Annotated in this window: 24 protein-coding genes, 1 pseudogene and 1 riboswitch; of the genes and pseudogenes, 11 read left to right on the top strand and 14 right to left on the bottom strand. The window is 62.4% G+C overall.

Annotation, left to right across the window (positions count from 1 at the left end):
• Positions 1-111: 111 nt before the first annotated feature.
• Positions 112-1296 carry a phytanoyl-CoA dioxygenase family protein gene (locus tag R4P65_RS02750; RefSeq protein ID WP_317825348.1) on the top strand — a complete coding sequence of 395 codons (1185 nt, stop codon included), beginning with the start codon at positions 112-114 and terminating at the stop codon, positions 1294-1296.
• Between the two features lie 62 nt (positions 1297-1358).
• Positions 1359-1679: a hypothetical protein gene (locus R4P65_RS02745; protein ID WP_317825347.1), complete on the top strand. Its 321-nt coding sequence runs from the start codon at positions 1359-1361 to the stop codon at positions 1677-1679.
• 39 nt (positions 1680-1718) lie between these two features.
• On the opposite strand, the gene R4P65_RS02740 is transcribed toward R4P65_RS02745, so the two are convergent.
• The 5 genes and pseudogenes from R4P65_RS02740 to R4P65_RS02720 form a co-directional block, all read right to left on the bottom strand.
• On the bottom strand, positions 1719-2144 hold the full coding sequence (locus R4P65_RS02740) for a hypothetical protein (protein WP_317825346.1): 426 nt from the start codon (positions 2142-2144) through the stop codon (positions 1719-1721).
• Positions 2145-2202: 58 nt separating this feature from the next.
• Positions 2203-3639 (bottom strand): rifampin monooxygenase Iri, encoded by a 1437-nt coding sequence (gene iri, locus R4P65_RS02735; protein ID WP_317825345.1) that lies wholly within the window; start codon positions 3637-3639, stop codon positions 2203-2205.
• Positions 3640-3760: 121 nt separating this feature from the next.
• Positions 3761-4819 (bottom strand): annotated as a pseudogene (locus R4P65_RS02730) (MFS transporter).
• A gap of 48 nt (positions 4820-4867) precedes the next feature.
• Positions 4868-6016: a Gfo/Idh/MocA family oxidoreductase gene (locus R4P65_RS02725; RefSeq protein WP_317825344.1), complete on the bottom strand. Its 1149-nt coding sequence runs from the start codon at positions 6014-6016 to the stop codon at positions 4868-4870.
• A gap of 106 nt (positions 6017-6122) precedes the next feature.
• Positions 6123-6860, bottom strand: coding sequence for a GntR family transcriptional regulator (locus R4P65_RS02720; RefSeq protein WP_230812384.1), 738 nt, complete (start codon positions 6858-6860; stop codon positions 6123-6125).
• A gap of 199 nt (positions 6861-7059) precedes the next feature.
• On the opposite strand from R4P65_RS02720, the gene iolC reads away from it, so the two are divergent.
• From iolC to R4P65_RS02680, 8 genes are read left to right on the top strand one after another with little or no spacing between them, the layout of a single operon-like run.
• Positions 7060-8064 carry a 5-dehydro-2-deoxygluconokinase gene (gene iolC, locus R4P65_RS02715; RefSeq protein ID WP_317825343.1) on the top strand — a complete coding sequence of 335 codons (1005 nt, stop codon included), beginning with the start codon at positions 7060-7062 and terminating at the stop codon, positions 8062-8064.
• Positions 8057-8956 carry an aldolase gene (locus R4P65_RS02710; RefSeq protein ID WP_317825342.1) on the top strand — a complete coding sequence of 300 codons (900 nt, stop codon included), beginning with the start codon at positions 8057-8059 and terminating at the stop codon, positions 8954-8956. Before iolC ends, R4P65_RS02710 begins: the two co-directional genes overlap by 8 nt.
• A gap of 21 nt (positions 8957-8977) precedes the next feature.
• A complete protein-coding gene (gene iolB, locus R4P65_RS02705; RefSeq protein WP_317825341.1) occupies positions 8978-9850 on the top strand; it encodes a 5-deoxy-glucuronate isomerase in 873 nt (290 codons plus the stop codon).
• Between the two features lie 14 nt (positions 9851-9864).
• On the top strand, positions 9865-11820 hold the full coding sequence (iolD, locus tag R4P65_RS02700; RefSeq protein ID WP_317825340.1) for a 3D-(3,5/4)-trihydroxycyclohexane-1,2-dione acylhydrolase (decyclizing): 1956 nt from the start codon (positions 9865-9867) through the stop codon (positions 11818-11820).
• Between the two features lie 52 nt (positions 11821-11872).
• Positions 11873-12778 carry a sugar phosphate isomerase/epimerase gene (locus tag R4P65_RS02695; protein ID WP_317825339.1) on the top strand — a complete coding sequence of 302 codons (906 nt, stop codon included), beginning with the start codon at positions 11873-11875 and terminating at the stop codon, positions 12776-12778.
• Between the two features lie 26 nt (positions 12779-12804).
• Positions 12805-13845, top strand: coding sequence for a Gfo/Idh/MocA family oxidoreductase (locus R4P65_RS02690; RefSeq protein ID WP_317825338.1), 1041 nt, complete (start codon positions 12805-12807; stop codon positions 13843-13845).
• A 2-nt stretch (positions 13846-13847) separates the two neighbouring features.
• A complete protein-coding gene (locus R4P65_RS02685) occupies positions 13848-14732 on the top strand; it encodes a sugar phosphate isomerase/epimerase family protein (RefSeq protein ID WP_317825337.1) in 885 nt (294 codons plus the stop codon).
• A gap of 24 nt (positions 14733-14756) precedes the next feature.
• Positions 14757-16262: a CoA-acylating methylmalonate-semialdehyde dehydrogenase gene (locus R4P65_RS02680; RefSeq protein ID WP_317825336.1), complete on the top strand. Its 1506-nt coding sequence runs from the start codon at positions 14757-14759 to the stop codon at positions 16260-16262.
• Positions 16263-16324: 62 nt separating this feature from the next.
• Here R4P65_RS02680 and R4P65_RS02675 read toward each other — a convergent pair whose 3' ends face one another.
• Together R4P65_RS02675 and R4P65_RS02670 are read right to left on the bottom strand one after the other, a co-directional pair.
• Positions 16325-16897, bottom strand: coding sequence for a dihydrofolate reductase family protein (locus tag R4P65_RS02675; protein ID WP_317825335.1), 573 nt, complete (start codon positions 16895-16897; stop codon positions 16325-16327).
• Between the two features lie 119 nt (positions 16898-17016).
• A complete protein-coding gene (locus R4P65_RS02670) occupies positions 17017-17415 on the bottom strand; it encodes a hypothetical protein (protein WP_317825334.1) in 399 nt (132 codons plus the stop codon).
• A 103-nt stretch (positions 17416-17518) separates the two neighbouring features.
• Between R4P65_RS02670 and R4P65_RS02665 the strand changes: the two genes are divergently transcribed.
• Positions 17519-18829 (top strand): D-alanyl-D-alanine carboxypeptidase family protein, encoded by a 1311-nt coding sequence (locus R4P65_RS02665; protein ID WP_317825333.1) that lies wholly within the window; start codon positions 17519-17521, stop codon positions 18827-18829.
• On the opposite strand, the gene yhjD is transcribed toward R4P65_RS02665, so the two are convergent.
• From yhjD to R4P65_RS02630, 7 genes are all read right to left on the bottom strand, one after another.
• Positions 18826-19860, bottom strand: coding sequence for an inner membrane protein YhjD (gene yhjD, locus R4P65_RS02660; protein ID WP_317825332.1), 1035 nt, complete (start codon positions 19858-19860; stop codon positions 18826-18828). The two genes, R4P65_RS02665 and yhjD, sit on opposite strands and share 4 nt — an antisense overlap.
• A gap of 51 nt (positions 19861-19911) precedes the next feature.
• Positions 19912-20946 carry a tryptophan--tRNA ligase gene (trpS, locus tag R4P65_RS02655; protein ID WP_230812354.1) on the bottom strand — a complete coding sequence of 345 codons (1035 nt, stop codon included), beginning with the start codon at positions 20944-20946 and terminating at the stop codon, positions 19912-19914.
• 26 nt (positions 20947-20972) lie between these two features.
• Positions 20973-21467 carry a barstar family protein gene (locus R4P65_RS02650; protein ID WP_317825331.1) on the bottom strand — a complete coding sequence of 165 codons (495 nt, stop codon included), beginning with the start codon at positions 21465-21467 and terminating at the stop codon, positions 20973-20975.
• Positions 21467-21994: a ribonuclease domain-containing protein gene (locus R4P65_RS02645; protein WP_317825330.1), complete on the bottom strand. Its 528-nt coding sequence runs from the start codon at positions 21992-21994 to the stop codon at positions 21467-21469. Before R4P65_RS02645 ends, R4P65_RS02650 begins: the two co-directional genes overlap by 1 nt.
• 26 nt (positions 21995-22020) lie before the next feature.
• Complete coding sequence (locus R4P65_RS02640; RefSeq protein ID WP_317825545.1) at positions 22021-22866, bottom strand: exodeoxyribonuclease III; 846 nt, start codon at positions 22864-22866, stop codon at positions 22021-22023.
• 36 nt (positions 22867-22902) lie between these two features.
• Positions 22903-24042: an MFS transporter gene (locus tag R4P65_RS02635; RefSeq protein ID WP_317825544.1), complete on the bottom strand. Its 1140-nt coding sequence runs from the start codon at positions 24040-24042 to the stop codon at positions 22903-22905.
• 199 nt (positions 24043-24241) lie between these two features.
• Positions 24242-25465: an NADP-dependent isocitrate dehydrogenase gene (locus tag R4P65_RS02630; protein ID WP_019747659.1), complete on the bottom strand. Its 1224-nt coding sequence runs from the start codon at positions 25463-25465 to the stop codon at positions 24242-24244.
• Positions 25466-25770: 305 nt separating this feature from the next.
• Positions 25771-25911, top strand: a riboswitch (SAM riboswitch).
• Positions 25912-26014: the final 103 nt, after the last annotated feature.

The raw sequence follows: 26014 nt of genomic DNA, 5'->3' as shown, positions 1-26014 counted from the left end.
GGGAGCGCTTCCTGAGGTCCTTTTGATGGGTTCCAGGGGTAGTTTCGATGACTTCTCCTTGGCAGTCTTTGAGGTACAGCGCATCTTGAACACTGCAGGAAAGGTCCCCGAATGACTCCAGCACTGACCGACCACACCGTGCCGTCCGCGGGTAGGTTGCACCGAGAAGATTGCAACATCGAAGACTTCGCCGCTCTGGTCGCACACGAGACAGACCTTGCCGATTACCCGTACGCCCACTCGGTGGCCGACGGCGTCCTTCTCTACCGCTCGGATGCGCTGGTCGACCCATCGTCGAATCCTGACATCCGCGCCGAGATTCAGGACGAGATCGCCCGGGCGTTGCTTACCGGTCCAGGTATCACAGTCTTCCAAGGCGCGTTCGACGCGGAGGTATTGGATCGCGCCAGTGCGGTCTTTCGTGAAATCATTGCGCGCCAACACGAATCCGGCGCGACGTCCGGGGATCACTTCGCCAAACCCGGATCCAATGACCGAATCTGGGGCGCACAGATGAAGTTGGCGCTCGAAGATCCCGGCGCCTACGTCGACTACTACTCGAACTGCATCGTCGCTCTGGCTTCCGAAGCATGGCTCGGCCCCATGTACCAGGTGACGTCGGACGTCAACGTCGTCAATCCTGGTGGCTTCGCGCAGAACCCGCATCGCGACTACCACCTCGGTTTCATGTCGAGCGACGTCGCTGCGAAGTTCCGGGCTCATGTTCACCGCTTGACCCCCGCACTCACCTTGCAAGGTGCAGTCGCCCACGTGGACATGCCGGTCGAGACGGGACCGACGAAATATTTGCCATACTCCCAGCAATTCGAATCCGGATACCTCGCGTTCGAGCGTTCCGAGTTCAAGGACTTCTTTGAGGCCAAGTACGTCCAATTACCCCTGGAGAAGGGAGATGCCGTCTTCTTCAACCCTGCACTGTTCCACGCCGCCGGCCACAACAAGTCCGCCGACGTCTTGCGTATGGCAAATCTTCTTCAGGTGTCGTCGGCCTTCGGTCGCTCCCTCGGAACCATCGACCGGGAGGCACTCGTCAACGCGATCTATCCGGCACTGCTCGCTCTCAGCGAGGCGGGGTCCGACGAGGCAGTTCGGTGTGCCGTCGCCGCCTCGGCCGAGGGCTACGCCTTCCCGACCAATCTGGACCGAGACCAACCGATCGACGGCCTCGCGCCTCAGACGCAGGCCGAACTAATGACGGAGGCGGTTCGTGAGCGGATCTCACCTGAGCGACTGGCCGATCTACTGAAGGCACAGTCCGAGAGGCGAATGAGCTGAGGGACGGCAGCGCTGAATAGACCTGGGCCGCTTAATGCCGGTCGGTCGGTACGATCGTCAGCATGGGGTGGGACTTGTTAGTGCTGTTCGCCATGATCGGCCCGTTAGCCGTGTTCGGGTGGGCGGCTGTCCGGGCAAAGCGCCGCGGACTCGGGGGCTCGTTCGTCGGGCCGTTTCAGGAGATGTTCGATCCCGGTGCGGCGCGAGCACAGACGGTCATCGAACAGATCGCGGAACTTCCGGATCCCGCGGACTCCGGCGACCCGGACAACGACGACGACGACGTGCCGTACACAGTCACCTACGAGGGGGTTCGGCTCTACATCAACCCCGGTAAGGATCGACCGCGTGCAGGCGAAGGGACCGCCAAGCGAGCCGAGTGACAGTCGGACCGGATACAAACTGAAGGAGAACTGGTTCGGTCAGGACCGGCGCAGTTGATAGGTGACACCGTTTTCCAACTCGTCCGAGCTGAAGGACTCCGGGGAAAAGCGGCCCAAGCTCACCTCGTAGTTTCTCTGGTTTGCGGGGACGGCATCAAAATGTGCGGTGTAGGAGCACGTGCTCATTCCGTCAGGAAGTTGATCGATTGCCTCGACCTCGAGTGTCGACCTGGCGGACGCAGCGCCACTGCCCCCGAAAATTTGAATCTGGTCGTTCGGAGCCACACGGATCGAGTCGATCACGCACTCTCCAGAGTCGGCCTCGACTTGCTCTGCCTGACCGGTCACCGTCAATGTGGCAGCAAATGTTTTCGGCACATCGACATTGGTCGTGCAGCCCGTGAGTATCAGCACTCCGACGGCGATCAAGGCCGCAGGCGCGATCTGCCCCAATCCTTGTCCCATAAACGGCAACGGTAGTGCACCCGAGGTGTCACGGTGCTCGGTTACCGAAATCGAAGGGTCACGCGCGGTCCCTCGCCGGCCGGCCGAACCACTTGGACAGCTGAGTATCCAACTCCGCCTGCGTATCCCCGACCCATGCCACATGACCGTCCGGCCGAAGCAGGACAGCCGGAGCGTCCCATTCAGTGCTTGTGTCAACGATATGGTCGGCGCGATCGCTCCAACCATCGACGGACAGTTGGCCACCCTGGTCGAGAAGAAGTCCGCGGCCGGATCGCATCAAGTCGTAAAGGTTGCCGCGGGTCAACGCGATGTTCCGCAGCCGCCGACCGAGTAGGTCGTCGCCTTCGCCGAAATCGTAGCGAATCGAGATCGCAGTGATCTTCTCGGTCAGATAACGCTTGACGTCTTCGAATTCCATCAGCTCGGAGATCAAGCGCCGCACAGCTTGTGGACCGGCTGCGGTAGAGATCAGCTCGGCCTGCGCGCGCGTGTTGTCGAGAACGTCGGCAGCCACCGGACGCCGTTCCGATTCGTAAGTGTCGAGCAGGCCCTCCGGTGCCCAGCCGTTGATCTCGGCGGCGAGCTTCCAACCTAGGTTGAAGGCGTCCTGAACACCGAGATTGAGGCCTTGACCACCCATCGGTGGGTGGATGTGAGCGGCATCGCCGGCGAGGAACACCCGGTCACGCCGGTAGTGCTCCGCCAGTCGGGTGGCGTCACCGAAGCGCGAGAGCCACCGCGGGGAGTGCACACCGAAGTCGGTGCCGGCAATGGCCAATAGTTGTTGCTTGATGTCGTCGAGGGTGGTCGGAACCGCGCGACCGTCGGCAACTTCGGCCGCAGGGACCACGACACGAAAGGCACCATTGCCGGCGGGACCGACTCCGAATCGTTTGTGCGTTTCCCGGATTTCGGCGACAACGGCGGCCAGTTCATCAGCCGGCATTGTCACGTCCATTTCGCCGATCAACGTGTCCGCGCTCGACGGCTCGCCGGGAAACCCGACGTCGATCAGCTTCCGAACGGTGCTACGCCCGCCGTCGCAGCCAACGAGGTAGCGCGCGTGAAGTGTTGTGCCGTCGGATAATTCCGCTGTGACGTTGTCGGTATCTTGACGGATCGCGACGACGCGCTTCCCTCGCTGAATGTCCGCGCCAACTTCGGTGGCATGTTCGGCAAGAATCCTGTCGATCTCGGGCTGCGGTATGCCCAGTACGTACCCGTGCGCAGTATCCAGGTGCGCGGGTGCCGGTTTGCTGATCCCTGCGAAGAATCCGCCGAGCGGGTACTTGCGGCCGTGCGCGAGGAACTTGTCCAGCAACCCGCGCTGCTCCATGATTTCGATGCTGCGAACATGAATACCGAGGGCACGGACGAACTGAGTCGGCTCCTCGTCTTTGTCCACGACGACGACATCGGCGCCCTGTAGCCGGAGCTCACCTGCCAGCATCAATCCGGTTGGTCCAGCACCGACAATGATGACGTCACTCATGCGATCCCCTCCTTCGGGCAAGGCATTTGCTTGCTCGCAGCAGACGAGTGTGCACCATCACCCGGGCCTTGCCGCAAGCCCCGTGTCCCGCGTTATGATGAAAGTGGCGGGAAGCCCCTCTTCATCGGCGCGCCAACACCACAGCACCTGTATCGCGTGGGAGCCGCCAACTTTCGATCACCGTCGGCACCAGCATGATTCCAAGAACACCCAGAGTCAGCGAAAACGGCGCTCCGCCGCCGAGATCGCCCGACTCCGCCAACGGTGTGCAGAGCGTGATCACCAACGCGGACAGCGCAATACCCAGACCGGACGCCAACTCTTGCAGAGTTGCATGAAGGGTGTTGGCATCGGTCCGTTCCCCCGAGTCGACTTCGGCGAACGCCACGCTGTTGTACGCGGTGAACCCGATGGATCGCAGCGCGCCACTGACAAACAGTGCGACGGCTATGACGACGTCCGGTGTCGTCGACGAGATCAGAGCCAGTGCACCGAAGCACACCACCGACAGAACTCCGTTTCCCACCAGAACTCGTCTGATCCCGAACCTGCGCATGAGCGGCGCGGTGAGCGGTTTGGTCACGATATTGCCCGCTCCGGTTACCACCAGGCCCAACCAGTCGAGGCTTCGTTCCTGCACTTTCCGAAGATCGGGCACCATGCGCAACGCCAGCAGAAACCCGACGATCCGGATCGGAACGTTGATCAGGAAGATCCAACGCTACGAAGCGATCGACACGACGGCTCCACCCACAGCGGGCGCGAGGACCGGCGCTGTGAGCGCCGGCCACGTCAAGTATGCGATAGCCCGTACGAGTTCCGCCTTCGATGTCACTCGCAATACCGCGAGCCGCCCTACCGGCACCATCATGGCGCAGCCTACCCTTTGAAGTGCGCGCATTCCCACCATCATCGGCAGGGACGTGCTCAGTGCACATCCCACCGACGCCACCGTGAAAACGGCTATGGCAGAGATGAAAACATGTCGCGTTCCGAATCTGTCGGCCATCCATCCGCTCGCTGGGATCAGGACAGCCAACACCAGGAGATACGAACAAACGGCGACATTGACGTCGACGGCGTCAACTCCGAAGGAGTGGGCTATCGACGGCAGTGCCGTTGCGAGAATCGTCGCGTCGAGCATCTCCATGAACAGCGCTGCTGCCACGAGCAGCGCCAGCCCGCGGGGAAATGTCACTGCACCAGAGCCTTTCGGAGGCGCTGTCGATCAGCCGAGAGTGATCCAACCGCCGGAGGAAACCGAGGCGACCATCGCGTCCAGAGCCTGCGCCGACGCGACTGCATCAGCGATGGTCGCGCCCTGCGGCGCTCCGTCCATGATCGAGGCGATGAAATTGCGAGCTTCGATTACTTTCAGATCGTCGTAGCCCATCGCGTTGGCCGCGCCAGGCTGGAAGCGGCCGAACTCGCCCGACTCGGGGCCGACCAAAACCGTCGTGACGGATTGGTCCTGGTACTTCGAGCCTAGGCTGGTGCCCAGTTCACCCATCCGGCGGTAGTCCCAGAAAACGGCGCCTTTCGTGCCGTGAATCTCGAATCCGTAGTTGTTCTGCTCTCCCACGGCGACGCGGCATGCTTCGAGGGTGCAGCGGCCACCCGAACCGAGGCGCAGCAGTGCGCTGACGAAGTCTTCGTTCTCGACAGCCCCCATCTCCCCACCACTGGACCGTGCATGTCCACTGGTCGCGGCGGACGGACGCGCACGCTCCGGGATGAAGATCGCAGTATCCGCAACGAGAGCGTCGACGTCGCCGAGGAGATGACGGATCAGATCGATACCATGCGAAGCCAAGTCACCCAGGACGCCGGCGCCGCCGCGCTCACGCTCGTATCGCCAGCTCAAAGCGCCTTCGGGGTGCGCCGCATAGTCACTGAGGAAGCGAAAACGCGAATGAGTGATCGTGCCCAACTCCCCCGTGTCGATCAGGCTCTTTGCCAGGGCCACGGCCGGCGCGTTTCGATAATTGAAGCCGACGCTCGACTGCACACCGGCCTTCGAGACAGCTGCTGCAACAGCTTTCGCGTCTTCCGTGGACAACCCGACGGGCTTCTCGATCCAGATGTGTTTGCCGGCCTCTGCCATTGCGACGCCGATTTCACGGTGCAAGAAGTTCGGGGCGGTGATGCTCACCGCGTCGATCGCCGGATCGGCTGCGATATCGCGCCAGTCCTGGGTGAAAGCGTCGAAACCGAATTGGTCCGCTGCCTCCTCCCCGCGGCCCGGCACTTCGTCGGCGACGGCGGCCAGGCGGATCACGGGAAGCTGGGGATAGTGCTGCCGCAGACGCAGATACGCCTGCGTGTGGACGCGGCCCATCCATCCGAATCCGGCAACTGCTACTGAAATGCCTGTCATGAGGCTCCGTTCGGGTCAAATGATCGAAGGATCGCAGAAATGCTGGGATCACGAATCACCCCCACTGACTCGGTCAGGCGGGTACTCGTGTCACCGGGATCGAGATCTAGCGGTCGACCACGGTGGTGTCGAAGTAGTAACGCGACGCTCGGTAGCAGTGGCTGCCGTACTCGACGGCGCTACCTGAATCGTCAAATGCAGTGCGGCTCATGGTCAAGAGGGCAGCACCCACTTTCTCGTCGAGCAATCCTGCTTCTTCGCGAGTCGCCGCCCGAGCGCCGATTCGCTGCCGCGCCACACGGATGTGAACGCCGCGAGTTCGCAAGGTCTGGTATAGCCCCTGCGTCTCCAACTCCTCGGGATCGGGTGCGATGTCCACCGGAATGTAATTGGTCATCACTGCCAGCGGTTCACCGTTGGTGCTCCGCAAACGCCTGATGGTAGCCACTTCAGCGTCGGGTTCGAGGTTGAGTTCCGCGGCAACGTCCTCGCCGGGAACTCCCACCGTGAACTCGAGCAGCTTGGTCGTCGGCGCCTGGCCGGCTCTCGCGAGGTCGTCGAACAGGCTGGTGAGCTCGACCGGGCGGTGCACCGGACTCTGCACCACCTGCGTTCCGACTCCCCGCTTGCGAACAAGTAGGCCCTTGTCCACCAGTTCCTGGATCGCGCGTCGCGTGGTCGGACGGGAGAGATTGAGCCGTTTGGCCAACGCCAGTTCGTTCTCGAAGCGATCACCTGGGGCAAGTTCGCCGCCGAGAATAGCGCCCTCGATTGCCTGGGCCAGCTGGAAATACAGCGGCACCGGGCTCGAGCGGTCTAGCTCGACGGCGAGTGCTGCGACCACGGCCAACTCCGATCTGTCTTGGAAAGGCGCCGTATCGACGCTACTTCTCTCGGCAGTGTATGCGAACACTAACATTCACTTGACCGCAAGTCATAATGTCCGGACAAACTATTGACAATCGCTGTGTCGCGGCGCACAGTTTCAGTCATACATCGGTGCCCTGCGCGGGCAGCCAACCACGAACTCTCGGGAGTCAGTCTTGACAAGCATCAACACTCACCAGAGCGGGTCACACATCCCTGACGCACCCTTCGACGTGCTTGCCATCGGCCGATCGGGGGTCGACATTTACCCACTTCAGACGGGCGTCGGACTCGAAGACGTCGAGACGTTCGGCAAGTTCCTCGGCGGCAGCGCAGCCAATGTCTCGGTAGCGGCCGCCCGCCTCGGTCGGCGAGCAGCATTGATCTCCGGTGTCGGGGACGATCCCTTCGGAAAGTTCGTCACACGTGAGTTGGCGCGTCTCGGTGTCGACAACAGGTTTGTCGTCACCAATTCCGAGTACCCGACACCCGTGACGTTCTGCGAGATATTTCCCCCTGACGACTTCCCGTTGTACTTCTACCGCAAGCCGTATGCGCCTGATCTTCGGATCACCCCGCAAGACATCGACCTCGACGCCGTTCGAACAGCCTCGCTGTACTGGTCGACTGTGACGGGGCTGTCCGAAGAACCGAGCCGCAGCGCACACTTCGCCGCCTGGGAAGCCCGCGAACGCCGCCCGCTGACAGTTCTCGATCTGGACTACCGCCCGATGTTCTGGTCGACGCCCCAGGAAGCGACCACTCAGGTGCAGCGCGCCCTCGCACACGTGACTGTGGCGGTGGGAAACCGTGAAGAGTGCGAAATCGCGGTCGGTGAGACCAACCCGAACAAGGCGGCCGACGCACTTCTTGACCTCGGCGTCGAACTGGCCATCGTGAAGCAGGGTCCGAAGGGCGTTCTCGGAAAAACGCGAAAGCAGTCGATCACCGTGCCGCCCAACACCGTCGACGTGGTCAACGGGCTGGGAGCAGGCGACAGCTTCGGCGGATCACTGTGCCACGGTCTGTTGGCCGGGTGGCCGCTCGAGAAGGTACTGCGCTATGCCAACGCGGCCGGTGCGATAGTCGCATCTCGGCTCGAATGCTCCACTGCGATGCCGACCGCTGAAGAAGTCCACGATCTCGCCGAAGCCACAGCCACGGAGGCAGTCAATGTCTGACAAGCTCGCCGCCCGCCCCCTCGCCACCACCTACGCAGAAGTGACGGAGCTGCGTGCGAACGATCCGCAGATCATCGAAAAGTCCTGGGCTGCACGAACTCCTCGCGCCACTGTTCGAGGCAATGGTCGACTGATGATCGTCGCCGCCGATCACCCGGCGCGTGGGGCACTGTCTGTCGGCGGCAAGCCGACAGCGATGAACAGTCGTACCGATCTGCTCGACAGATTACGCACTGCGCTCGACAATCCCGGAGTCGACGGCGTCCTCGGTACCGCGGACATTCTCGACGATCTGCTCCTCCTCGGTGCCCTCGACGACAAGGTCGTCTTCTCGTCGATGAACCGCGGCGGCCTGGCAGGCGCGAGCTTCGAACTCGACGACCGCATGACAGGTTACACAGCGGCCGGTACCGCAAAGTTCGGCATGAACGGCGGAAAGATGCTGCTGCGCATCGCACTCGACGACGCGGGCACTCTACCCACCATGACGGCATGTGCCGAAGCCGTGGACGAACTGGCCGCGGCCGGACTGATCGCGATGCTCGAGCCGTTTCTCTCCAGTCGCGTCAAAGGCAAGGTGGTCAACGATCTCAGCCCCGACGCCGTCATCAAGTCCATCCATATCTCCCAGGGCCTCGGCTCCACCTCGGCGTACACGTGGATGAAACTGCCGGTCGTCGACGAGATGGAACGGGTCATGGATGCGACCACCCTCCCGACGCTCCTCTTGGGCGGCGATCCGCAGATCGCGCCGGAAGAGACGTACGCAAAGTGGGACGCTGCCCTTCAGCTGCCGTCCGTGCGCGGATTGATAGTCGGGCGCGCGCTGCTCTACCCACCCGACGGCGACGTGACGGCTGCCGTCGACACCGCAGTCAAGCTCGTCCACTAGACCCGATCTGGCAGGAGCAAGATGTTCAGTAAGTACTACGTCCCCGCCGGCACTTCCGCCGACGGTGATTTCACGACAGTGGTCACACCAGAGTCCGCCGGGTGGACCGAATCCAGCTTGTGGACACTCGAACTCGCCCCTGGCGCTGACGTCCACCTGCAGTCCGGCGAGAACGAGATAATGGTCGTTCCACTGGCGGGTTCGGCCGTGGTTGTTGCCGAAGGTACGGAGATCCCCCTGACTGGCCGCGCATCGGTTTTCGACGGTCCGAGCGATTTCGCGTACGTAGGACGCGACGCCGACTACTCGGTCGCCAGCGCGGACGGAGGCCGCTTTGCGCTGTGCGGAGCACGCGCCGACGCAAAGCTCCCCCATCGCTACGGTCCCGCATCAGGAGTTGCGGTCGAACTCCGCGGCGCCGGAAATTGCAGCCGACAGGTTCACAACTTCGCCACCGCAGACACTTTCGAGGCAGACTCCATCATCGCGTGTGAGGTCATCACCCCCGGCGGGAACTGGTCGTCCTATCCCAGCCACAAGCACGACGAGAACAGCGACGTCGAATCAGCCCTGGAAGAGATCTACTACTTCGAGATCGACCGAAGCCCCACCGGCACCCAAGGATTCGGCTACCACCGCGTGTACGGAACCGCCGAGCGACCAATCGAGGTGCTCGAAGAAGTCCGCTCCGGCGACGTCGTCCTCGTGCCGCACGGCTATCACGGCCCGTCCATCGCAGCTCCGGGGCACCACATGTACTACCTCAACGTCATGGCAGGTTCGGGCGAGATCCGGGCGTGGAACATCTGTGACGATCCGCAACACACCTGGCTACGCGGAAGCTGGGATCACCAGGACATCGACCCTCGACTGCCGTTGCAGTCCCACAACTGACGGAAGTGAAAGCTGTGGCACCCACCAACAACGCAACCGGCAATCGTCTACCTCGCGACGAGCCGACCGTCCACCTCACCGTTTCTCAAGCTGTCGTCCGCTTCCTCGCCAACCAGTACACCGAACGCGACGGCCAGCGCACCAAGCTGTTTGCCGGCTGCTTCGGAATCTTCGGGCACGGGAACGTCGCCGGGTTGGGGCAGGCACTCTTACAGGCCGAGATCCAGGACCTCGACGCCGGCCGCGAGCCGACACTCCCCTACGTGCTCGGCCGCAACGAACAGGCGATGGTGCACTCGGCAGTCGCCCACGCCCGCATGAAGGACCGCCTGCAGACGTGGGCAGTCTCATCCAGCGTCGGCCCGGGTGCCACCAACATGATCACCGGCGCAGCACTGGCCACCATCAACCGTCTACCTGTACTACTTCTGCCCGCAGATACTTTCGCGACCCGAGCCAGTGCCCCGGTCTTGCAGGAACTCGAACTCCCGTCGAGCGGCGACGTCACAGTCAACGACGCTTTCAAACCAGTCTCGCGATACTTCGATCGGGTATGGCGTCCCGAGCAGCTGCCCAGCGCTCTGCTGGCAGGCATGAGAGTTCTCACCGACCCCGTCGAGACCGGCGCAGTCACCATCGCCATCCCGCAGGACGTACAGGCCGAGGCTTTCGACTGGCCCGAGTCGTTCTTCGCCGAACGAGTCTGGCACGTGGCCCGCCCGCTCCCCGAGCGATCGGTGATCGAACGCGCCGCCGCGATCATCCGTTCGGCTCGCAAGCCGCTGATCGTCGCCGGCGGTGGCGTGATCTACAGCCAGGCTACGGACTCCCTGGCAGCGTTCTGCGCGCAGACCGGAATCCCCGTGGGGCAGAGCCAGGCCGGCAAGGGTTCACTGGTCTACAACCATCCACAATCCGTCGGAGCAGTGGGGTCCACTGGCACTGCGGCTGCAAACGCGCTGGCCACCGAGGCTGACGTCGTCATCGGAATCGGTACGCGGTACAGCGATTTCACGAGCGCATCGCGCACCGCGTTCACCGATCCCGATGTTCGCTTCGTCAACATCAACGTCGCTTCACTGGACTCCGTGAAGCAGGGTGGTGTCAGTGTTGTCGCCGACGCACGTGAGGCTCTCGACGCCCTAGCGCTCGCACTGAGCGACTACCGGGTGAACGACGAGTACGCGTCCAGGATCGGTGAACTCGCTCGTGATTGGGATGCTGTCGTCGAATCCGTCTACAACCCGGCCGAACCCGCTGCCGACGGGTCACTGAATCAGAATCAGGTGATCGGCCTGGTCAATACTCTGTCCGATCCACGTGACGTCGTGGTGTGCGCTGCCGGGTCGATGCCGGGTGACCTCCACAAGCTGTGGCGTACTCGCGATTCGAAGGGCTATCACGTCGAATACGGATACTCCTGCATGGGATACGAAGTTGCGGGAGGTCTGGGCGTCCGGATGGCCTGCCCCGATCGCGACGTGTTCGTGATGGTCGGCGACGGTTCCTATCTGATGATGGCCACCGAATTGGTCACCGCCGTGCAGGAACGCCTCAAGGTCATCGTCATCTTGGTGCAAAATCACGGATTTGCCTCCATCGGTTCGCTGTCCGAGTCGCTCGGTTCCCAGCGCTTCGGCACGCAGTACCGCTACCGCTCGAATGACGGACGTCTCGACGGAGGGGTTCTCCCGGTCGATTTGGCCGCGAACGCCGCCAGCCTCGGCGTCGACGTCATCCGCGCCAACACCGCTGCCGAGTTCACCGACGCGATCAAGATTGCCAAAGCAAGCGACACCAGCACGGTCATCCACGTCGAAACCGATCCGCTGATCGGAGCCCCTGACAGCGAATCCTGGTGGGATGTACCGGTATCGGCCACCTCCGAACTGGAATCCACCAAGAACGCACGGACAACCTACGAGTCCTGGAAGAAGATCCAGCGACCGTACCTCCGTCCATCCGAATGAAAATTCCGCACAACCACACCCCATAAAGCTTGCCCGCGAAAGGAATCTAGACATGAGCGCGATTCGCGTCGGATCAGCCCCCGACTCCTGGGGCGTGTGGTTTCCGGACGATCCACAGCAGACCCCTTACACACGATTCCTCGACGAGGTATCCGCGTCGGGATACGAATGGATCGAACTCGGCCCGTTCGGATACCTTCCGACCGATCCAGCCAAGTTGGCTGACGAACTCGGCACCCGCGGCCTGAAGCTTTCGGCCGGTACCGTTTTCGAACACCTGCACCAAGACGATTCCTGGGATGCCGTCTGGAATCAGATCAAGAACGTCGCCAAGTTGACCGCAGCCGTCGGTGGCAAGCACGTGGTGGTCATCCCTGAGATGTGGCGCGATCCTTCCACCGGAGCGGTACTCGAAGATCGAAATCTGACTCCTGAGCAGTGGCGCAAGAAGACCGACGGCATGAACGCTCTCGGCAAGGCAATGCTCGAGGAGTACGGCGTCATGGCGCAGTACCACCCTCATGCCGACAGCCATGTCGACATCGAGGACAACGTCTACAAGTTCCTCGAAGGTACCGACGAGCGTTTCGTCAATCTGTGTCTCGACACCGGCCACATCAGCTACTGCGGCGGCGACAATCTCGCCATCATCAACAAACATCCGGAGCGCATCGGGTACCTACACCTCAAGCAGGTGGATCCGGCGATCGTCGCCAAGGTGGAGGCGGAGGACCTGCCGTTCGGTGATGCCGTCAAACTCGGTGCCATGATCGAACCGCCGCGCGGAATACCCGACATGCCAACGCTTCTGGAGGCCATCGAGAAGCTCGGCATCGACGTGTTCGCGATCGTCGAGCAGGACATGTATCCCTGCCATCCCGACACTCCGCTGCCCATCGCACAGCGCACCCAGAAATACCTGTCCACCTGTGGCGTCCCCGCCGTCCGTTTCAGCTGAGCAACATAATCGAGGAGTACCACCGCATGTCTGACAACCAGGATCTCCGGATCGCAGTGCTCGGCGTCGGCATCATGGGGGCCGATCACGTCGACCGCATCACCAACAAGATCGGCGGTGCCCGCGTCACCGTCGTCAACGACTACTCGGTGGCCCGCGCCGAGGAAATCGCAGCGCTGACTCCAGGGGCGCGCGTCGTCGTCGATCCGTTCGATGCCATCGCAGCCGAGGACGTCGACGCCGTTGTGCTCGCAACCCCGGGCCCGACCCATGAGAAGCAGGTACTTGCCTGCCTCGAAGCAGGCAAGCCGGTTCTCTGCGAGAAGCCGCTGACCACCGACGCGGACAGTTCGCTGGCGATCGTCAAAGCCGAAGCAGCGCTGGGAAAGAAACTGATCCAGGTCGGTTTCATGCGCCGGTTCGACCACGAATACACCCAGCTCAAGGATTTGATCGACAGCGGCGATCTCGGTCGCCCTCTCGTTGTGCACTGCGCGCACCGCAATCCTGCGGTTCCGAACGGCTTCGACAGCGCGATGATCGTCAAGGACTCACTCGTCCACGAGGTCGACGTGACACGTTTCCTGCTCGACGAAGAGATCACCTCGGTGCAGATAATTCGGCCGTCTGCGAATTCGCATGCTCCCGAGGGCATTCAAGACCCGCAGATCGCTATATTCGAGACCGAGTCCGGTAGACACGTCGACGCCGAGGTGTTTGTCACCACCGGAGTTGCCTACGAGGTGCGCACCGAAGTTGTCGGCGAACTCGGAAGCGCGATGATCGGACTCGACGTGGGGCTGATCCGAAAGACCAAGCCCGGCAACTGGGGTGGGCAGATCACCCCAGGATTCCGCGAACGCTTCGGGCAGGCCTACGACACCGAGTTCGCCCGGTGGATCAAGGCAGTGAAGACGGGCGCCGGCACCGGCAACTACATCGACGGACCAGGTGCCTGGGACGGGTACGCCGCGGCCGCTGTCTGCGCCGCTGGCGTGAAGTCTCTGGAGACGGGTCAGCGCGTCGTCGTGGACATGGTTGCGCGCGACTCTGTGGCCGGAGCGTAGCGATGAAGGTCGCACTCGATCCCACACCGTTCCATCACGATTACTCGCTGCTGGAGCTTCCCCGAGTTGTTGCCGATCTCGGGTACGAGTACCTGCAGCTCACACCACACGTCGATATGATCCCGTTCTTCAATCACCCGAAAGCCGACGACGCGCTCGTCGCCGAGTTCCGGAAGGCCTGCGCGAGTGAGGGAGTCGGCATCGCCTCGGTGCTCCCGGTCCTTCGCTGGTCCGGCCCGGACGAGGACGCCCGCGAAGCAGCAGTGCGGTACTGGAAGCGGGCAATCCAGATCACCGTCGACCTCGGCGTCAACGTCATGAACACCGAATTCTCCGGCCGCCCCGAGAAAGCCGAAGAGTCCGAGCGTGCGTTCTGTCGTTCGATGGAGGAACTGCTTCCGATCATCGAACGCGAGGGGATCGACGTCCTGATCGACCCGCACCCGGACGATTTTGTCGAAGACGGACTTGCCGCGATCCGCACGATCCGTGGCGTGAACTCCAAGAACCTCGGCATGGTGATCGTGGCGTGCCACCAATTCCACATGGGTGGGGACCTTCCCGCCATCATGGAGGCCGCCGGCGACATGGTCCGTCTCGTACATGTGGCAGACACCATGGATCATCACCGTTCCCACGGACTTCGCTACATCACCAATCCGCCAGGCAATGCCGTTCGAGTGCATCAACACCTCAAAATCGGGGACGGAGACGTCAACTGGGACGAATTCTTCGGAAGCCTGGGAAAACTCGGCTTCTACGAACGTGAGAACACCGTGATGGTGTCGAGCGTCTTCGCCGAGAACGAAAACGCGCACGAGGTTTCCCGATACCAGCGCGAGACGATGAACGACTACGTCGTCAAATACACCTCCCCGCACTCCTGAGTCACCAGACCACTAGGAAATACCATGACCAGCACTGATACTCGTGTCATCGCGCACTGGTTGGACGGCAAGCCGTTCGCCGGAACGTCCGAGGACACCGCCCCCGTCACCAACCCCGCCACCGGACAGATCACCGGCCGACTGGCACTGGCGAACCTCGAGGACGCCCGCGCTGTCATCGACGCGGCTGCCGCAGCCTTCCCCGCCTGGCGTGACACCTCACTGGCCCGGCGCACACAGATACTGTTCAGCTTCCGCGAACTCCTCAATGCTCGCAAAGGTGAACTCGCCGAGATCATCACAGCCGAGCACGGCAAGGTTCTCTCCGACGCCCTCGGCGAAATCAGCCGCGGGCAAGAAGTGGTCGAATTCGCTTGCGGAATACCGCATCTCCTCAAGGGCGGGTACACCGAGAACGCATCGACCAAGGTCGACGTCTACTCCATCCGCCAACCCCTCGGCCCCGTAGGCATCATCTCCCCCTTCAACTTTCCCGCGATGGTCCCGATGTGGTTCTTCCCGGTCGCCATCGCCGCCGGGAACACCGTGATTCTCAAGCCCTCGGAGAAGGACCCCACCGCCGCTATCTGGCTCGCCGAACTCTGGGCCGAAGCCGGTCTGCCTCCCGGCGTCTTCAACGTCCTCCAAGGTGACAAACTCGCCGTGGACGAACTCCTGGAAAACAAGGCAGTCAAAGCGATTTCGTTTGTCGGGTCCACCCCCATCGCCCAGTACGTCTATGCCACCGGCACCGCCAACGGCAAACGAGTGCAAGCACTCGGCGGCGCCAAAAATCACGCCATCGTTCTGCCGGACGCCGACCTCGACCTTGCAGCCGACGCAATGGTCAACGCGGGATTCGGTTCTGCCGGCGAACGCTGCATGGCAATCTCCGCCCTCGTCGCAGTCGGCGACATTGCAGATGAACTCGTGGCCAAGATCGTCGAACGCACCACTCCCCTCGTCACCGGCGACGGCACCAAGAACTCCGACATGGGTCCGCTTGTCACCAAGGCCCACCGCGACAAGGTCGCCTCCTACGTCGATGCAGGAGAGAAGGACGGCGCCACCATCGTGGTCGACGGACGCACAGTTCAGGCCGATGGTGGACCTGACGGCTTCTGGCTCGGGCCCACCCTCATCGACCACGTCACCACCGACATGTCGATCTACACCGACGAAATATTCGGGCCCGTCCTCTCCGTCGTGCGCGTCGATACCTACGACCAAGCCCTCGAACTGATCAACGACAACCCGTACGGAAACGGCACCGCCATATTCACCAACGACGGCGGCGCTGCCCGACGCTTCCAGAACGAGGTGGAGGTCGGCATGATCGGCATCAACGTCCCCATCCCGGTTCCTATGGCCTACTACAGCTTCGGCGGCTGGAAGAACAGCCTCTTCGGTGACACTCACGCTCACGGGACCGAAGGTGTTCATTTCTTCACGCGAGGTAAGGCCGTCACCAGTCGCTGGCTCGACCCCAGCCACGGCGGGATCAACCTCGGCTTCCCCGAGAACAGTTAGCCGACAGGACAACTGTGGCCGAGACTCTCGAAGAGGCTCGGCCACAGATGTTTTCGATGTGTCTACGCGACCGTGGGGTGGTACGTCAGCACCTGAACTCCGGATTCGTACCGACGATCGTCCTTCAACTCGAGGACGATCTTGTCGGCCGATTCGGGGAACACTTTCCCGCCGGACCCGAGAATGACCGGAAAGACCATCAGGCGCAGCTCGTCGACCAGACCGGCCAGCAACAACGCGTGGACGAGCGTCCGACTTCCCGCCACCAGAATCTCACCGTCGACCTGCTCCTTGAGCCTCGGGACAGATTCCTCGATGGGACCGGTGAGCGCCGTCGAGTTGTTCCATTCGAGCGGCTCCGTCGAACTCGTGACGACGTACTTGGGCATCTCGTTCATCTTGTCCGCAAAGCCTTGGTCGTCCTCGCGCTCAGGCCAGGCGCCGGCGAAGCTCTCGTAGGTCCGTCGACCGAGTAGAAGCACGTCCGCGGCGAGGGTTTCGTCGAGTTTGAACTTCATCTGATCGCCCTCCTGGTACGGAAAGACCCATCCGGTGTGCGCATAGCCCGGTTCGCCACCGGGCGCTTCCATGACCATGTCCAAAGACACGAATTCTGTCACCACGATCTTGCCCATACCGATCCCCTGCCGTCAGTGCGTGTGTGCCATTCGAGTAGTCGACTACCCCACTGTTACAGACTCTGCGTGGTCGGGGAACTCAACGACGGCAATCGGCATCGTCAGCATCGAAGACGTCAGCACACAACCCAGGCACCGTTCTCCTTGATCAACGTGATGTCCTCGCGCATCATCTCGGACGGATCCTCGGTGCTGTAATGGCGAGTGTTGGCCGTCGCCGAATCCCCGTTCACCACGATGTTCTCCACACCGTCCAGTCTCAGACCGGCAAGTGTGTCGTCGAACGGCGACTCTTCGACTCGCGGACTCTCGCTGCGCATCGAACTGCATTGAGTGCTGTCGACTGCCTCCCAGTCCCTTTCGGCCATGAATTCGAAACTCTGACCGACGACGGCCGAGATTTGGCTCTCGGCCGACGGTTCCGAATTGCCGGAACATCCGACGACAGCGGCCAATGCTCCGACGAGTGTCATTGCCGCGAGCGTCCGGCGTCTACGTGTGCCTGCGAGGTCCATCCGCCCACTATGACCGATGTACAAACCGAATCGCCTGTTTTCTGCCCATGCGCTCGCGTGGCGATTCGGACGTTCCTTCGCGTTCGCATACCCTCGTATATCGATGATGTGGCGTCGAAAGTGTGCAGTGGCAGTGGCCGGAACAGTGCTCTCAGGGAGCATTGCGTTTTCCGGTGTCGTAGGTAGCTCGGGAATCGCCGGCGCCGAACCGGCCCCGCCGCCGACCACCACCACCGAGGCGCCGTTCACAACACCCAACACCGACAGCTGCCCGTTCACGAGTATTCCGGCACCGGCGATCGATCTCTCCGAAGCTCCCGCGCCCGGATCCACGGTTCCGACTGCTGTCCCGATTCCGGAAAGCCCCGTCGGTGGAGACAAGCTCGGCGAGTGTGGTGTTGTGCTCCCAGACGGCGCTCCCCCGCTCCCGGCCGACATCGCGGCATCCGGATGGGTACTCGCGGACGCCGAGACCGGTGAGGTCCTCGCCGCCAAAGATCCGCACGGTCGCTACCGACCGGCCAGCACCATCAAGATGCTGTTGGCTCTCGTCGCGCTCGACGAACTCGATCTCGACACCGAAATCACTGCAACTGCCGAAGACGCGGACGCCGAAGGTAGTGCCGTCGGCATCGGCAAGGGCGGTAAATACACCAACCGGCAGCTGATGCAAGGCCTGGTCATGGCGTCGGGAAACGATGCAGCGCATGCTCTTGCCCGCCAACTCGGCGGTGACGCTGCGGCCGTATCGAAGATGAATGCCCTCGCCGCCGACCTCGGCGCCCTCGACACCCGCACGGCAACTCCGTCCGGACTCGACGGCCCGGGGATGAGCAGCTCACCGTACGACCTGGCCGTGATTTTCCATACCGCACTGCAGAATCCGACATTCGCCGGTCTGATCCATACCGAGACCGTCGAGTTCCCCGGCTTCCCCAAGGACCCGACAATTCCCGATGATCAGGACCGGCCCGGATTCACACTCGCGAACGACAATCAGTTGCTCTACAACTACGACGGTGCGTTGGGCGGCAAGACCGGCTTCACCGACGACGCCCGCCACACGTACGTGGGTGCTGCGGAGCGTAACGGCCGGAAACTACTGGTGACATTGATGGGCGGCGAAGCCAAGCCGATCCGTCCGTGGGAGCAAGCTGCCCGTCTACTCGACTACGGATATGCACTCCCAGCGAGCACAACCGTCGGCTCGTTGACGGACCGTTCGACCGACGACGCCACGCCCGACGTCACTCGCACACCGTCTGCCGCTGCACCTGGCTCGATCTCGGCAGCGCCAACCGCCACCGACAGAGAGTCGGACACCACTGACCGCGTCCTCATCGGCGCGGTCGGTGGAGTGGTGGTGATCGCGCTGGTGTCGGGAGCAGTCGCACTCAACCGTCGACGGCGCTAGCGCGGCCGACGACGCAGGAAGCCCGAAAGACCCAGGCCGGCAACCGCACCCGTGGCGATCAATGCAACGGCACGCGACGGCGAGGCACTATCGCTGACAACCACGCGCGGCGAGATCACTGCGGGATCGGGCGGAGGAACGAAGGCCAGAGCCATACTTTCCTTTGTCGTCGCCGCCCACGCCGTGCAGAACAGCAGCATCCTCGACGCCGTGAACACGAACACGAGCAAACCGATGATCGGGCCGAATGCCACGCCCGCCGGGCCACCGGTGACGGCAGCGAGGTAGATCGCACCCACCTGCTTGAAGATCTCGAACACAACCGCGGCGATGAGCGCTGCCTGCGCGGCGCTGCGCAGCGTGACGGGCTCGCGCGGTAGCCGGGCGATCACCCACAGGAAGACCGCCCACGTCGCCAGCAGTGACAGCAACAGCGAAACGACTCTGAGCCCCACACCGACACCGGTGATGTTCTCGAGGTTGAGCCACTTCACGATCTGAGTGGCTACCGTCCCGCTGCTCAGCGCCGACATTCCGAGCGAGACGACCATGGCGAGGGCCAGACCGATAAGGGCCCCTGCGTCACCGAGTTTGGTTCGCACGAAACCCTTCGGCTCGCGCTTGCTCTCCCACATGGCCGTCAGCGCGTCGCGAACATTTGCCATCCATCCGAGACCCGCGTAGGCGGCACCCAGGAGACCGAAGATTCCGACGCTGGCGCGCGAGTCGATAGCCGAATCGATCAGTGTGTTGATGGTGTCACCCAAGCTGCCCGGAATGCTCTTGGTGATCTGCTCCTGAATCGACTCCAGGTACTCGGGATGCCCGGCCAATACGAAACCGGCCACCGCAAACGCGACCATCATGATCGGAATCAGTGCCAGGACGCTGAAGTACGTGATTCCCGCAGCGTAGTAGTCGCCTTTTTGCTCTTGGAACCGTCCAGCGGCGCGAACCAGATGATCGAGCCAGGGTCGCGCTGCCCGTTGCTTCTCGAGAAAACTGGGTGCGTCGTCGTCCGTGTCAGCCATTGCCGTCCCCCTCATGTTCGGTCAGGCGCCGTGAGTCCGAATTCGCGTCGGTCAGCCCTTCGGTGCCAGGAATCCGACCTTGTCATAGACAGCGGCGAGAGTGCGTGAAGACACCTCGCGGGCGCGGTGCGCTCCGGCCGCGATGATGCGATCCAGCTCCGCCTCGTCGGCGAGGTAACCGTCCACCTTCGCTTTGAGCGGGGTGACGAACTCGGTCAGCACATCAGCGGTATCGGTTTTGAGGTCGCCGTATCCCTTACCCTCGTAGCCCGCCACCAGAGTCTCGATCGGTACTCCGGAGAGAGCCGACTGAATAGTGAGCAGGTTGCTGACGCCGGGCTTGGCCTGCGGGTCGAAGCGAATCTCGCGCTCGTTGTCGGTGACGGCCGACTTGATCTTCTTCGCCGACACCTTCGGATCGTCGAGCAGGTTGATCAGCCCTGCCGCACTGGCAGCGGACTTGCTCATCTTCGCGGTCGGATCCTGCAGGTCGTAGATCTTTGCCGTGCCCTTGATGATCTGCGGCTCAGGAACGACAAACGCCTTGCCGTAGCGGGTGTTGAACCGGCCGGCCAGATCGCGTGCGAGTTCGAGGTGCTGGCGCTGATCCTCACCCACCGGGACTCGTTGCGGGCGGTACAGGAGGATGTCAGCGGCCATCAGAACCGGATAGGTGAACAAACCGACACTGGCGTTGTCGCTGCCTTGCTTGGCGGACTTGTCCTTGAACTGAGTCATGCGGCTGGCTTCACCGAAACCGGTGATGCAGTTCAGGACCCACGCCAACTGCGTGTGCTCAGGAACTTGACTCTGCACGAACAGCGTCGCCCGATCGGGATCGATACCCACTGCGAGGAGCTGAGCCACCGCAACCTTGGTGCGACGACGCAGTTCCTTCGGGTCCTGCGTCACCGTGATGGCGTGAAGATCCGGAATGAAGTAGAAAGCGTCGAAATCGTCCTGCAACGGAACCCACTGCTGCAGCGCACCCAGGTAGTTGCCGAGGTGGAAAGAATCCGACGTCGGCTGGATTCCGGAAAGCACGCGAGGCTTTGCGGTGGGCTTCTGTTCTGCAGGGGTCGACATGGTTCCGATCTTTTCACGAGTGGAAATCAGTGCAGTGGCGTGGTGCCCGGGTAGTCGAGTTCGACGAGGTCTTCACCGGTGGCGCTGGGGCCGTCCTCATCGAACTGGTAGACGGTCCGAAAAACGACGGGTGCCCATTCTTCGGCGTAGAAGTCCATCGTTCCGCGGAACCACTCCAACTGATCCTGTTGCTCGGACAGTAGAGAACCCGCGCCTCGGATCACAACTACATATCCGGCGCCCAATCCGAGTACATCGTCCAGATCGCGCATGACGTCGTCGAAAGCATCCTTGTTTCGTCCGAAGTGGGACGGAAACTGGAAGGCCGCCGCGAACTCGTCGAAGACCTGCGCCGTGGTCCGCATCTTCTCTCCACGAACCACCCGAATGACAAAATCCTCGCCACGGAGTTCACGCGCAAGATCATCCGCGACCGATTGCTCGCCGCGCAGGGCCACCGAAGTCACGACGGAAGACGGGTCCAGCCACTGCGTCACGCTGACCGTGGACGAGTCGGACATCAGCGAATCCTCACAAACGTGTCGTAGTGATCGAGGGTGTACCACGCCGAACCGTCGTTGCCGGTGACGATTCGCTCGGCGTCGCGGCCTTGGCCGTTCTTCTTCGGGTTCACATCCCATTCCTGATAGACGACACGTCCGCCACCGGCACCGACAGCCGGTAGACGCCCTTCGCTGTTGCGGAAGGTGATGCCGCCCTTGGTGCCCGGCGCGTTGGCGGAATCCGGCCACCTCCCGGCGTCGATCTCCACCAGCGTGGCGAGAACTCGCGCCGGCGCATCGCTGTTCGTCTGCTGTGTTGTCTTGGCAGCGGAACTCGACGGCGCGGAACTCGACGGCGCAGCCTTGGTGGTGGCGCCAGGCTTGGCTTGAACACTCGAGGACTGAATGCTCGAGGACTTGGTGACCGACGACGCCGAAGACGCCGAACTGTCGGAGTCGCGTGAAGAAAGCGTCACCGCCAGCACAAGCGCCACCACGGCAACGACGACGGTGATGATGGCGTTGCGTGTCTTTGCGCTCGGCATTTTCAGACCTTCAGGCATGCCCGTCCCTACCGGTACGAGACGGTGACAGGTGCGTGATCCGACCAACGAAGGTCGTAGGACTCAGCGCGTTCCACGAGGGCAACCTTGGCCCGCTCGGCGTATCCGCGGGTGGCAACCTGGTAGTCGATGCGCCACCCCGAATCGTTGTCGAAGGCTTTTCCTCGGTACGACCACCACGAGTACGGACCGTCGACACCCGGATGGAGGGTGCGGAAGACGTCCACCCACGCGGAGTCCTGCGCGAACAGAAGGTCCATCCATGCGCGCTCCTCGGGGAGGAATCCCGAGGACTTCTTGTTGGTCTTCCAGTTCTTGAGGTCGAGTTCGGTGTGCGCGATGTTCCAATCTCCACTGACCACCACGTGGCGATCGGCAGCCTCGGCCGCCGCAGCGGTGGAGGCGAGGTGAACTGCGAAGGATGCCATGAACCGCTCCTTCTCTTCCTGCTTCGGCGTGAGCGCCTCACCGGAGGGCAGGTACAGGCTCGCGACGGTCAGATCCGCGAAGTCGGCTTCGATGTATCGACCGGCGTCGAGAAACTCGTCGTCCCCGTGGCCGATCCGCACCGCGTCGGGCTCGGTACGTGAGAGCACGGCGACTCCGTTGCGTCCCTTCGCGGACGGCTCGGCGGAGACCAGGAACCATCCGTTGCCGAGCGCCGGTTCGAGAGTCTCGCGAAGCTGATCGTCCGACGCACGCGTTTCCTGAAGGCAGATGAAATCCGCCGACGTCTTCTCCAGCCAGTCGAGCATGCCCTTACGGGCCGCTGCTCGAACGCCGTTGACGTTCACGGACGTGATGGTGTGGGGCGCAAGAATGTGGGAGTCAGCAGTTTGTGGCACGGCAAGCACCGTAGCCGATTCCACCGACGCGGATGGGCTCCCAGATCAGCGCACGGCCCTACGCTGCAGAATCACCGCAACCGCCAGCACGACGAGACCCGCGACGGCCAGCAAAGACCCCACCGCCGCCGGCGCCGTGTACCCGTAACCGGCCGCGATGACGACGCCGCCGATCCACGCTCCGAAGGCGTTGGTGATGTTCAGCGCGGCGTGATTGAGAGAAGCAGCCAGGGTCTGAGCGTCCTCGGCGACGTCCATCAACCGTGTCTGCAGACCCGGAACCATCGAGGACCCCGCGAGACCGATGAGGAAGACGAAGACCAGTGCCGTGTACGGATTGCGCACGGCGATCACGAAGACCGCGAGGATCACCACGAGGGATCCCATCGACAGGAACAAGCCCTTCATCAGTGCGCGATCCGCGAGGTATCCGCCGACGAAGTTGCCGGCCACCATGCCCAGTCCGTAGAGCATGAGTGCGAGGGGAATGAACGAAGCGTCAAGCCCGGACACGTCGGTGAGCGTCGTACTGATGTAGGTGTAGACGGCAAACATGCCGCCGAATCCGACCATGCCCACGATCAGCGTCATCCACACCTGGACACGGCCCAGTGCCCCGAGTTCGGTGATCGGATTCGTCACCGGCATACCGTCCAAACGCGGTATCCAGACGAACAGCGAAGCAACCGTTGCCACTCCGATTACCGCAACCAAGGCGAAGGCGCTGCGCCAGCCGAGTGCCTGACCGATCCAGGCGGCGACCGGTACCCCGATCACGTTGGCCACGGAAAGACCCATCATGACCATCGCCACGGCCTTCGCGCGTTTGCCCGGTTCGGCCAGGTGCGCTGCGACCAGCGCGGCGACTCCGAAGTACGCGCCGTGCGGCAATCCGGCGACGAAGCGAGCCATCATCAGCGTCGTGTACGAGGGCGCGAAAACCGAAGCGGCATTGCCGACGGTGAAGGCGACCATGAGCGCGATCAACAGTGTGCGGCGCGGTACCCGTGCGGTGAGAGCAGCGATCAGCGGAGCGCCGACGACAACGCCGAGCGCGTACGCGGAGATCACGTGGCCTGCGATGGGTTCCGAGACGCCGAGCCCGGATGCCATTTCCGGGAGCAATCCCATGGCGACGAACTCGGTGGTGCCGATACCGAAACCGCCGAGGGCGAGAGCGAGCATCGCCGGACCTCTGGCGGAACGAACCCCGGGTGTCGAGGCGTCAGAACGGGAGAGGGTAGACGAAGTCACTGATCAATTGTGATCTCACACCTGGTTGAACTTCCAAGTGAGAGCGGGTGAGTTCACTCACGTGAGACCGCGAACACAGATGGGACGCCCGGTTTCCCGGACGTCCCATTCGAGAGGTGAAGCGGTGAATCTACTTCGCGGCCATGGCCTTCTGCAGGTTCACGTCGAGCGCGCCGAGGAACTCCTCGGTGGTCAGGTAGCCCTGATCGCCGCCGACCAGCATCGAGAGGTCCTTGGTCATCTGGCCGCTTTCGACGGTCTTGATGACAACGTCTTCGAGCGCCTGCGCGAAGCCGATGACCTCAGGGGTGCTGTCGAGCTTGCCACGGTGCTCGAGCCCACGGGTCCACGCGAAGATGGATGCGATCGGGTTGGTCGAGGTGGGCTTGCCCTGCTGGTGCTGACGGTAGTGACGCGTCACGGTGCCGTGAGCAGCCTCTGCCTCACAGGTCCGTCCGTCCGGTGTGAGCAGAACCGACGTCATGAGGCCGAGCGAGCCGAAGCCCTGGGCCACGGTGTCGGACTGGACGTCACCGTCGTAGTTCTTGCATGCCCAGACGTAGCCGCCCTCCCACTTGAGTGCGGAAGCGACCATGTCGTCGATGAGGCGGTGCTCATAGGTCAGACCTGCGGCATCGAACTCAGCCTTGAACTCGGTCTCGTACACGTGCTGGAAGATGTCCTTGAAGGCACCGTCGTACGCCTTGAGAATGGTGTTCTTGGTGGACAGGTACACCGGGTAGTTCTGCTGCAGTCCGTAGGTGAGCGACGCGCGAGCGAAGTCACGGATGGACGTGGTGAAGTTGTACTGCCCCTGGACGACGCCGCCCTCTTCGGGGAAGTTGACCAGTTCGTGCTCGATCGGTGCGCTGCCGTCCTCAGGCGTGTAGGTGATCATCACCTTGCCGGGGCCGGGGACCTTGAAGTCTGTGGCGCGGTACTGGTCGCCGAATGCGTGACGGCCGATGATGATCGGCTTGGTCCAGCCCGGAACGAGTCGCGGAACGTTGGAGATGATGATCGGTGCGCGGAAGATCGTGCCGCCGAGAATGTTGCGGATCGTTCCGTTCGGGGAACGCCACATCTTCTTGAGACCGAATTCCTCGACACGTGCCTCGTCCGGCGTGATCGTGGCGCATTTGACGCCGACGCCGTGCTTCTGGATCGCGTGCGCTGCGTCGATGGTGACCTGGTCGTCGGTCTCGTCGCGGTACTCGATACCGAGGTCGTAGTACTCGAGGTTCACATCGAGATACGGATGGATCAACTTGTCTTTGATGAACTGCCAGATAATGCGCGTCATCTCATCGCCGTCGAGTTCGACGACGGTGCCCTCAACCTTGATTTTGGACATGGGTGCTTCGCGTCCTCCTAGGAAGTTTCCCTGGTTACACGGTTGCGGTCACACTTTGTGAGTGGGTCCGCGAACGGTTCGATTATCAAACCTAGACGGTGTGGACTGATCTCGGGAGATGAGTCCCAAACAAGACAAGCGTACTGCTAACCCGTGAGGCCGCAACCGGCAGGTCCACCCATCCGTCTCTACTCGCGAGTAACTTTTGCCTGCTAGTGGGCTGCGTCGCTCTGCCTCGCGTGCGGTTGCGGCTCACATTTCGCCCCGCGTCAGGACTGCGCTCACTTCCCGGTAGAATCCGACGTGGTCATGAGTGCCAGCGTCAAGCCCCGGCTCGCTGGACGGCAACCCTCCAACCGCGGTGGGGTGCCCCGGGTGATGACCAGGTTTCCCGACGTGGATCTGCTCGCGCAGTTCCACCGCAATTCGGGTGACAAGCGCGGGTCCGACAGGGACGGACCCCAGACCGGGCCGAGCCCCACGGAGGTTTTTCAGTATGTGTCGCACTTGTAGATAGACCCCAGCACGGGGCGGCGATCATTCGCCCCC

It is taken from the genome of Rhodococcus sp. IEGM 1318, assembly GCF_033142465.1.
Lineage (GTDB): Bacteria > Actinomycetota > Actinomycetes > Mycobacteriales > Mycobacteriaceae > Rhodococcus_F > Rhodococcus_F qingshengii_B.
This window is presented reverse-complemented; position numbering and strand designations above follow the sequence as displayed.